The sequence below is a fragment of the Enterococcus sp. DIV0901a genome, from assembly GCF_051711525.1.
Classification (GTDB): domain Bacteria; phylum Bacillota; class Bacilli; order Lactobacillales; family Enterococcaceae; genus Enterococcus_B; species Enterococcus_B faecium.
Window position 1 is genome coordinate 41,273 of sequence record NZ_JBIOMW010000004.1, and the last position, 10,415, is coordinate 51,687.

General features: G+C 33.3%; 7 protein-coding genes. 1 reads left to right on the plus strand and 6 read right to left on the minus strand.

The genetic code is table 11. The features are described from left to right. Positions 1-4 precede the first annotated feature (4 nt). Together IGL70_RS14335 and IGL70_RS14340 are read right to left on the minus strand one after the other, a co-directional pair. A complete protein-coding gene (locus IGL70_RS14335; protein ID WP_104853519.1) occupies positions 5-304 on the minus strand; it encodes a hypothetical protein in 300 nt (99 codons plus the stop codon). A 70-nt stretch (positions 305-374) separates the two neighbouring features. Then, positions 375-770: a hypothetical protein gene (locus IGL70_RS14340; protein WP_086325259.1), complete on the minus strand. Its 396-nt coding sequence runs from the start codon at positions 768-770 to the stop codon at positions 375-377. Between the two features lie 131 nt (positions 771-901). Here IGL70_RS14340 and IGL70_RS14345 point away from each other — a divergent pair, with 131 nt between their 5' ends. Then, positions 902-1,126, plus strand: a complete 225-nt coding sequence (locus IGL70_RS14345; RefSeq protein WP_086325258.1) for a hypothetical protein — start codon at positions 902-904, stop codon at positions 1,124-1,126. 38 nt (positions 1,127-1,164) lie between these two features. Here the strand turns inward: IGL70_RS14345 and IGL70_RS14350 are convergent, their stop codons facing one another. The 4 genes from IGL70_RS14350 to mobP2 form a co-directional block, all read right to left on the minus strand. After that, positions 1,165-7,629, minus strand: a complete 6,465-nt coding sequence (locus IGL70_RS14350; RefSeq protein ID WP_113844059.1) for an SNF2-related protein — start codon at positions 7,627-7,629, stop codon at positions 1,165-1,167. Positions 7,630-7,713: 84 nt separating this feature from the next. Continuing rightward, positions 7,714-8,052, minus strand: a complete 339-nt coding sequence (locus IGL70_RS14355) for a type II toxin-antitoxin system PemK/MazF family toxin (protein WP_081123657.1) — start codon at positions 8,050-8,052, stop codon at positions 7,714-7,716. Further along, positions 8,045-8,272 (minus strand): type II toxin-antitoxin system PemI/MazE family antitoxin, encoded by a 228-nt coding sequence (gene mazE, locus IGL70_RS14360; protein ID WP_071856366.1) that lies wholly within the window; start codon positions 8,270-8,272, stop codon positions 8,045-8,047. The genes IGL70_RS14355 and mazE overlap by 8 nt, the downstream gene beginning before the upstream one ends. Positions 8,273-8,350: 78 nt before the next feature. Continuing rightward, a partial coding sequence (gene mobP2, locus IGL70_RS14365; protein ID WP_438734878.1) for a MobP2 family relaxase occupies positions 8,351-10,415 on the minus strand: 2,065 nt, incomplete at its 5' end.

Below are 10,415 nucleotides of genomic sequence, written 5' to 3' on the forward strand. Positions count from 1 at the left end.
TCATCTATTTTTCAAACTCAATAGAAACCTTTCGACTCGAAAATGGGGATCGAATGAGTTCAATCGTTCGAGGATAAGCATGATTATCTTCTGAAGAATATGAAAGTTGCATGGAGTACTTCTTTTTCATAAAGCTTTGAGTAGACTTTTCTATTTCAAAATCATCAATTTTATGTTGCCTTTTTAGTGTCGATAGCTCTTGATTCAAATTTCCATCAAATAAATAATCATCTATACGAATTGCTGAGAAAAAAACAGCTAAATATAAAACAAAAATTAAACTGATTTTTTTGTAGTTTTTCATAAATTATTTTCCTCCTTTATATTATGACAAGAAGAAAAAATTCTTGTCATAATACTTCTTTTTAACTAATTCAAAGCTCGGAGTTTTGATCTATCCCTGTCTCCTGATAAAAATTTAAATCTTCGTATTCTTTGATATTTTTGGATAAAATTTTAGGCTCAAATGTTCTTTCATCAATCACAATTTCAATTTCTTCTTTTACGTTCCCTTCAAAAACTGTCGCACTTTCGCTTAGAAAATTATCAAACCAGATAATTCTATTCTTTGTAATACTAAAATAATTTCTAATTCCATCTGTCGTCCAAAAACAGATTACTTTTGAATTTTTCAATGATTCAGGGAGTTCAAAAACCTCCAAATCACGTTCGTCGACAATTGCTACATCAGAATCAGGAATCAATAGTATCCCATCATCCGTAGCTTCTAATTTTCTTAATATTTCTTTGATTGAATAAGTTTCTTTCATTATTTTTCCTCCTAGCATTTCTTATCAATTAACTTACAAACACATTATAGCATACCTACTATAGTATGTATACCATAACATTGATTTTTTATAGTGGGAATGCTATATTTTTACTAAGGAGTGAATAAAACATGGAAATTAAAACAGAGGAAGAAATTCAAGAATGGATTTATAATAATTTAGTAGATAAAAGAAAAGGTGCTGAAATAACTGGGCAATCAGTTAAAGCTTTTGAACAATCCGTTCGTTTAAAGTACATCCAACCTTTTTATGAAAATGAAGGAAAAGGAAGTGCTAAAATCAAACTTTATAAAAGATCAGATTTAGAATTATATGCAAAAAATAAAAGAAAGTAAAAAGAAGGCAATAAGTACTATGCCTTCTTTTTATACATTTACATTCCCATTTCTATTTCTTCTTCACTACTTTCCTCGGTAGAGTAGTTCATTTCTTCGTCTTCCATAATTTCTTCATCTGTTGAATGCCTATCTGTCTTTTTACTTAGTGAACATTCGATTTCTGTATTAATTCGAGTTTGTTCTGCTACTTTTTCTTTTAATTCCTCTTCTTGCGGGAAAGACTGACCAAATTGTTGTTTGGCTATTTCTAACTTTTCTTCTGTTTCCTTTAGTTGTTCTTGTTTTTCTAAGACCCGTTCAGGCAATTTTTGGACAATATTTTCAATTCGACGAACCATACCAATACCCGCTTGTGGATCAATCAACGTTGTATATTGTCCACCTTCAGATTGCAATTTCATTTCAAGCTTTCCATACTGCATTTCGCTACGTTTTAGATGGATACTAAAACCTTGATAAGCACCCACTTCTACAAATTCTTCAGAACGATTATAAGCTTGGCACAACTGTTCAAGCTTTTGCGTAGCTTCCGTTCGAGAATCATAAGTCATGTTCAATAATTGAACTTGAAATTCATTATTAGAATATTGTTTTGACAATTCGATATCTTTTTCCAATTGGGTAATCGAATGTTTAATTTCTTGCATTTTTTTCGGATAATTTTGTTCTACATTTCTTTTTAGACTTTCTTGTTCATTCAAGAAAGCAGATTGCAACATCCGCAAACGGCTAATCTCATTGTCCAATTTCATCTTCTCTGCAATCAATGGATTACCTGTTGCTAATGCCTTAACTTCTGAGGCATCTAGTACCGTTTCAGACAATTCATCAACACTTCGAGAAATAGCTTTACCAGACATCACTTGAGAGATATACGTTTGCTTTTGTTCCTGGATCTGCCACAAAAAGCTATCAAATGTTCCTTTGGTCACATAACGGAAGATTTGAATTTCTTTATTTTCATTGCCTTGTCGAATGATTCTTCCATCACGTTGTTGGATATCTGAAGGACGCCAAGGACAATCAATGTGGTGTGCCGCAATTAATTTGTTTTGGACATTCGTTCCTGTCCCAACCTTACTTGTGCTTCCCAACATAATGCGAATCAAGCCTTTTCTCATTTTCTCAAACATCGCTTCTCGTTGTTTATCATTTTTAGCGTCATGAATAAACACAATCTCTTCTTCTGGGATTCCCTTATCCATCAATAATCGTTTCATTTCATCATAAACATTAAATTTTTTTGGATTTGGTGTACCAGAATCAGAAAAAATCATTTGCGTGGAACGAGCTGCTTCTGTTTCTTTCCAAATCGCAAATACTTTATTGGCACAAGTAGCTAATTTTGTTTTCTTTAATTCTTCAGAATCATATTTTTCTTCATCATAGTCTTCCAATAAACGTGGATCTAAAGCCATGAGTTTTGCTTCATTCGTGATTTTCAACATATTGTCTTCTTCTGGCATTACTTTTTTTTCACGTACTGCCATCGCACGATCACCAAGTTCTTCCACCTTATCTTTTTGATACTGAATTGGTTCAGTGACAACAATTTGTGCTTTTCCAGTTTTTAATTTAGGCACAGGAAGTTTTAACATATCAGGTGTTTGGATATCCGCTACCAAATTAAACATAGTCATCAATTCAGGTAAGTTGTGAAATTTAGCAAAACGATTCTTCATCTGATAACCACTACCTTCAGGATTAATCTCTAAAGAAGAAATAATCTCGCCAAAAGTAGAAGCCCATGCGTCAAAATGACTGACACCATATGCTTCTAATATATCGGGTTGAAGATATTTCTGCATTGTAAACATTTCAGACATCGAGTTGGAAATCGGCGTCCCTGTCGCAAAAACAACCCCTCGTTGATTATTTTCTTCTAACAGATATTTGACCTTCATTTCCATATCACTGGCACGTAAACTATTGGAAGAGTTCACTCCTGCCACATTGGATAGTTTCGTATAAGAATAAAGGTTCTTATAAACATGCGCCTCGTCAACAAATAAGAAGTCCACTCCTAAATCTTCAAAATAAATCATATGATCTTTCTTATCTTGTTTATTTAATTTCTCAAGTCTTTCGTTTAATCGTTTTTCAAAAGAAATCATCTGTTTGATTGACCAAGATTCTTCTTCGTTATTCATTTGATATTCCGCAACTGCTTCAGAAACTCGATCAATTTCTTCTTGTAACATTTTCTTTTGCCGTTCTGGCGATAACGTGATTTTTTCAAATTGACTATGACCAATAATAACGGCGTCATATTCTCCTACTGCAATTCGAGAAACAAACTCTTTGCGTTTACTTTTTTCAAAATCTTTTTTTGTGGTAATCAATACTTTTTTGGCAGGATAAAAGCGCAATAATTCTGTCCCAAAATCTCCCACTAAATGATTAGGCACAACGTACAATGGTTTCTTGATCAGTCCATGTTCTTTCATCATCATTCCTGCTGTAATCATGGAAAGTGTTTTTCCTGCCCCTACAGAATGTGCCATTAACGCTCTTCCTTCATGTAGGATACGCGCGACCACATTTTGTTGCGCAGGGCGTAAAGTGATTTTTTGATTCAAACCAGGAAACTCTAGTTGGCTGCCATCATAAGTCCTCGGCACAATTCGATTGAACCGTTCTTCATAGATTGCATGTAATTCTTCCAATACCTCACTATGATTCATCACCCAACTTTTAAAGGTTTCTTGTAGCTCTTCTTGTTTCGTACGTGCATACATCGTTTCTTTTGGATTGAGTTCGTATCGTTTCTTACCGTCATTATCAATCACTCGGTCTCGTACTTCCACTTTTAAAAGATTTAAACTATTTTCCAAAATCAAATACGCATTTGCACGCTTTGTCCCATATTTATTGGTTGTTAACGCATTTTCGTCTCTACTTTTTCCACGAATAAAATATTTAGAAGCATAGGAATCATACTCTAGTTGAATAATCCCGCTTCTCTGCATGTATTGAGGCGTTTCAAATAATTCATACATAAACGATTGATAAATCTCTTTTGGTATCCAAGTAGCTCCCAAAGAATAATCAATATCTCCAGCTTTTAATGGTGTTGGTTGTGATTGTTCAAGTGCTGACACGTTTTTTTGAAAAATTTCTGGATAAGATTCAATCGCTAATTTTGCTTCCACTAATTTCTGTTTGACATCTCCGCTGAGATATTCTTCACGTGTTTCCCAAACATTACCATAAATATCACCTTGATACTTCGTAGGATTGATAAAAATCGAATCCTCTAATTCGTCAATGATCGTTTCTTTGTCTTTTGGATAAATAGACATCATATAATCGAGATCTACTTTCATTTGTCGATTAATTGACAATTGTAGAGCTTCTTGAGCTGTATCTACTTGAGTGATTTCTTCTATTTGTCGAATCGTTGCTTGAAAGAAGATATCTCCCTTTCGAACTGTGCCATCTTCTTGAACCTCTTCAATCGACTTTAACAACGGATAATACTCATCACGATCAAATATTTTACCTACTTTATTTATCGAACCATAAGTAGCTACAAATCCATCATAACAAGCATTAAGCTGATTTAAAGAAGCTTGTAATTCTTCCTGTGTATATTCTGTATCTCGTTGTAACTCAATGACAGAAAGCAAAGCTTCTTTAATTTCAATCAATCGTTTCATTTGTTCTGTGGACTTTTTAGAACTCGCATACTTTTCTAATTCTCCAGCATCATTGAAGAAAATTTCGTCACCAATGACTCCATAATTGAACATTGGAATTTCTTTCTCTAACCCTTCTTTTTCTACCGAAACTAAATCAATCACTTCTGTTTCCGTTGAAATGGCTAATTGACCATTAAAATTCAAAAATGCTTGGTTTAAATAATCAATTAAGTCTCCTTCATGTGATTTGACTGTTAGGGTTTGTCCTCTGAAGTTCTTGACAGCTAATTCTCCTAAAACCATTTCTTTGTGTCGAATAAAATAATTATTCATACTTACTTCTGGTATTTCTGGATCTGTTCCAGTAAATACCCAGCTAGGAGAGTATTCTAATTCTCGTTCATAATTTTTTTGGAAGAAAAGAATATCTGTCACAACATCCGTTCCTGCAATCTTCTTAAACGCATTACTTGGTAAGCGAACAGCACCTAATAAATCAGCTTTTTCAGCATATTCTCTTCTAATAGAAGAATCTGATTTGTCCATTGTCGACATCGACGTAATAACTGCTACAATTCCGCCTTCTTTTGTGCTATCAAGGGCTTTTTTAATAAAGTAATCGTGAATCGCATATTTTTTAGAATAGTTTTCATCTTCAATTTTGAAGTTGTCAAAAGGAATATTACTAATGACTAAGTCAAATTTATCTTTATTTAAAGGAGTTTTCTCAAAACCTGTAATTTCAATATTCGCGTCAGGGTGCAATTGTTGCGCAATCTTTCCAGTAATTGGGTCTAATTCTACTCCATAAAGCGTGGAATTTTCTCTTATTGTTTTTGGCATAGCAGAAAAGAAATTCCCTGTTCCTGTAGAAGGATCTAAAATTGTGCCACCTTTAAAGCCCATTGCTTCAATTTTTTGATAAATTGCTTGAATAATACGTGGATCAGTATAATAAGCAGTCAATACACTTTCTCTAGCTGCTCGATAGTCCTCTGCAGATAACAAAACTTTCATCTGATTCCGTTCACTTAAATATTGGTCATCACGTTCATCAAAAATCGCTGCCAAACCACCCCAACCGACATATTTTGCAAGAACTTCTCGTTCTTTGTCAGTAGCGATTCGTCCAGGTATCTGACTAATTTCTTTCGATAACCGAATTGCTTCAAGATTTGCTTTGATTTTTTCTCTCGCTTTACTAGGATAAAATTGAGCAACGTCTATATTTTCAAAAGAAAAACCGTTTGTTTTATTCCGATAAATTTGTTCAAACATTGTTTCACCATGATTGATTGTCTCTTTTTTAGCTTCTATTTTCGGAATAAATGCTACTTCTGTCCCATATCCTTCAGTTATAACAGTTTTTTCTTCTGTTTTTATCTCTTCTAAATCAAATAGCGTTAATTCCTCTGCTTCAGTATCCATTTGGCTTAACTCTTCTTTAACTGATTCTTCTTTCTTTGATTGTACAAGTTTAAGTTCTTCTTCAGTTAGATACTCATTTTGACGAATTAACAAACCGATACGTTCCTCAACTTCCGACCATTTCATCACACGCTCATAATTTTCATCATTGATTCTTTTCTTAAATACAATTCCTTTTCTTGGACTACTAGCCAATATAGAAAAAGACCTTCCCTGCATCTTTAATGAAAAACTTGCCCATCCATACTCTTTTTTTAAATATTTTTCACGTTCTTTTTTAGACACAATCCTTTGATACGTTTGATAGATATTGATTTTTCCTTTTGATATATCTGTTCCCTTTTTCAAGGCATTTGTCAGTTCTTCTTCTGTAAAATCTGGAGTAATTTCTTCGTAATCATGATTTTTCTCAACAAAAAAAGACTCCGAAGATTGTTTTTCTTCCAAGTCTTTTATATCTATATTAGATTTTACCTCTATAGAATCTCGTTCATTGCGAGTTCGATTGCTTGTTCCCGAAATTGCGTTCGTATCTTCGACGCTTCCTCGAAATTCGCTTGTTGGGCTGATGTCAGTGGATTGGCTTCTTCCAACGCTTCCATCAATTCGCTTACTCTGTTCCACACTTTTTTGTTGATCTCGTGTCCCCACTTCATCAAATCGCCCTCGACTAGTTTGATTTGATACTCCACGGGATTCTCTTCCTGTAATTTGGCTACGGCTATTTTCCCGAATCTCCCCAGTGGATAATTGGGATACTCGACTTCTGGTATCAATTGACCTGTCTCGTTCTCGTAATATTTTAGACTCATGTTCATTCATCCTCTCTCTTTTATAAACTAAAATTTCTTTACTAATTAGTCGGTTTACTTTATTTGCATAATTCATTACTTTAAAAAAGTTAGGCAAACTTTGTAACATAGTGAATTCTTGTTCGGTTATATCAATTACTTCAGAACCAATACTCTTATTTTTTGCCAAAAATAAACCAATTTCTATAGATAGTCTACGAATATCTGGTTCTTCTGTAAAATCAACTGTTTCATCAATTAAATCTTCTATCTCTTGGCTAACTAAAAGATTCCAGTCGTTCTTTTCTAACGTATAATCTGGAAAATCAAGTTTTTTTCCATCTGTTTGAGAAAGATCAAAATAATGTTTTATATTTATTTTCCCTGTTGACTGGCTAAGAACAGCAATGGATTTTTCTCCTTTTTTAACAAATCGTCCTAATTTTTTCCACGTATCAAAATCAGCGATATGGGTAGCATTCGACTTCTGTCCGTAAATAAATATTTGCTCATAAATATCGTATTTATGAAACATCTGAACCTGATTAAAAAAATCAAATAAATTGTTCTTATCAGAAACAACCGTTTGGAATGTCTCCTTGAATAAGTTTCCTAATTCTTTGTACTTTTGATAATTCATAGTTTCCCTCCCATAAAGATAAAAGAAGGAGGAGCGGATACGCCCCTCCTTAGAAAAGGCGTACCCTTTTCTATTCAGTTTTTATCAAAAATCAATTTCTAATGAATAATCTAAGATTTGTTTCACTAATAAAAAGTCTTCACCTCTTAATCGATCAATAAACTCTTTACTCACAATTCGTTCAGTATCAAAACTATGAATCTGTGTCGCATTGATTCTTCCATGTATTTTGTATCCATGCAATGGAATATAACCAGAAAAATTATTTCCTCCTGAAGTAATTGGACACACAATAATATAATTCGTTTTACGATTATACGCATTGGAAGAAACAACCAGGGCTGGGTGTTTCCCCCTCATCTCTCTTCCAAAAGACGGCGTGAAATTCAACCATATAAGGTCACCTTGTTGCGGTTCATACATCCTTTTCTATCTCCTCCTGAGCTAAAAATTGCCATTCCTCATCTTCTGCTTTTTGAAAAGATTCATCTGATAAAAATGGATTTTTAATTTTTGGTGTAAAAATCAATCCACCATTTTTTGATTTATAGGTGACATACTCTGTTCCTGCTTCAACTTGATATTGTTTAGGAATTGAAATAGAGATTGAATTACCAACTTTTCTAGCTGTTACATGAATCATTCTGCATTCCCCCTGTTCGCCAAATATTTTACCACGTAAAATTAGATTTTACAACGTATTTTATCTGTGCTTACACAATTAAAGGTTATGCTCAATTGCATATTCCATTTCTTCATATGCTCGTTGATTCAAATAATGTTGAAGACTCCGGTCGCAACTTTTTCTTAGCTGATTCATTATCTTTTTTAATTCATACTCTTGGTTCTTTGGTTGATATCCGTTGTATCCTATTCTAGTTTGAACTTTAGATTTAGGTCGCTTAGATTCAATCTCATCATTTTTATTTCTCTCATGAAGTGGCAATTCTTCTGTTTGGCTAATGTCATAAACCAAAATTTCTATAAATTCTATATAACCCATTTCATCTCTTCGTGGCGCAACAATTCGTATACCATTTGAAAGTTCATCTTCTTTTACTTTGCGATTTTTCAATCTCCATTGCTGTGAACCATATACCAGAGTTGCTTCAGAATATTGTTCTAAAATTCGGCGCTGATTTCCTCTTGAAAAAGCATCTAAGTTACTATTTATTTTTTGTTTATCTTTCTTATACGAAACAGATTGTTTATCTTTTGAATCTGAAGAATATTGTTTCTCTTCATCATCTGAAAAAAATTGCTTATCTTCTGAACTGGAAAAATTTAGTGACTGAATGTCAGGCTTTTCTCCGCTATGAAATACTCTTCTTTGTTGTAACTTTTCATGAGTAAATACAGATACAGGTTCAAAAAAGATATCTCCATCTTTTTCTCGAATATACATCGCACGTTTGTTCTTCCCATTCAACTTCTGTTCATATTTCATTTGTTCAATCACTGAAGCTTTTCGTTCCTCTAATGTTTCATCTCGTTTTTGAAAATAGTCAGTTAATTGACTCATTGCTTCATCTATTTTTTTAGAAGTTTCTTCCTGAATAAATAATGACTTATTTTTTTGTTCGTGCATACTATCAGTCTCGTCAAAAGAAACAGATTCTAAAAAATCGTCATTGATTTCTTGGTATTCTTTATCAGAAATAGCTATAGATTCCTCCATCTCATCAGGAATCTGATCTTCGAGTGATTGTAAATCATTATATGCTTGATAAACTTCTTCTGATTGAAAGTTTTCTAATGAAGCGTCAGGTAAATCCGTTCGAATACAAGCCTGTTCTAATCGTAATTGCTCAATATCATCCGTACTTAGACTTCCCATTACTCGACCTTTTTGTTGTTGCTTCGCATACATTAATGCTTCTTTTAAAATAATATTTCCTATCCTCGCATACAAACCTTCTTTACCATAAATTTGATTATGAAAATAAGTCGGTTTATTTCGTGGATTGCCATAAGCTTCCTCATATTCGTCTGATACTTTTTGTAACAGTGGTAATAATCTTTCCATTGTTTTTTGACCATCTGTTTGTAGAAATAGATTCACTATTCGATCTAATTCTGGTTTGAAACCATGACGTTCTGCATAACCATATTTCCAATAGTTTTTCTTGCTAGGTAGCTTTTGATACAAATGTTCAAACAATTTTTCATATCGACCAGATAAAAAATCAGTGGAATGCTCTAAAGCAAGATTTTTTTGTTTTGCCAACAATTCTTCCATTTGAACCAACTGGTCTTTATTTTGTATTAGCTCATTCACAAATGTTCGTTTCGCAAAGTTGACATTTTTCTGTTTGAATTTTCCTTTAAATTGCCACCCTGTCTTTTCAATATCTGTCGGGTGTTCATAATAAATCCATTCTCTCGTAGGAAACTTTTCAACATAACCCACATGAATATGAATATGTCCTGTATTGTAATGAATAGCGGCAGACCATTCCCCTTTAAGTCCTTCTTTTTTTTCTAAAGATTCTACAGAAAGTCTTATCGCTTCTATCAATTTTTCATGATCTAATTCATTCGTTTTTTGATCTAAATATCCTTGTTTAATCAACCACTCATTACGAAAACTATAAACGATTGACCATAATGGTGATTCATTTTTTTGTGCTTCTGTAAAATATTCTTTTAAATATTTTACTTCTTCTATAGGTGCTTGGTCATGTCTTCGAGTAAATAGACTAGACGTTTTTAAAGGATCGTTCATGTAATCATTATAAGTCGCAAACATGGTCTCGCCAGCTCCATCGATTGCATTATAACTACCT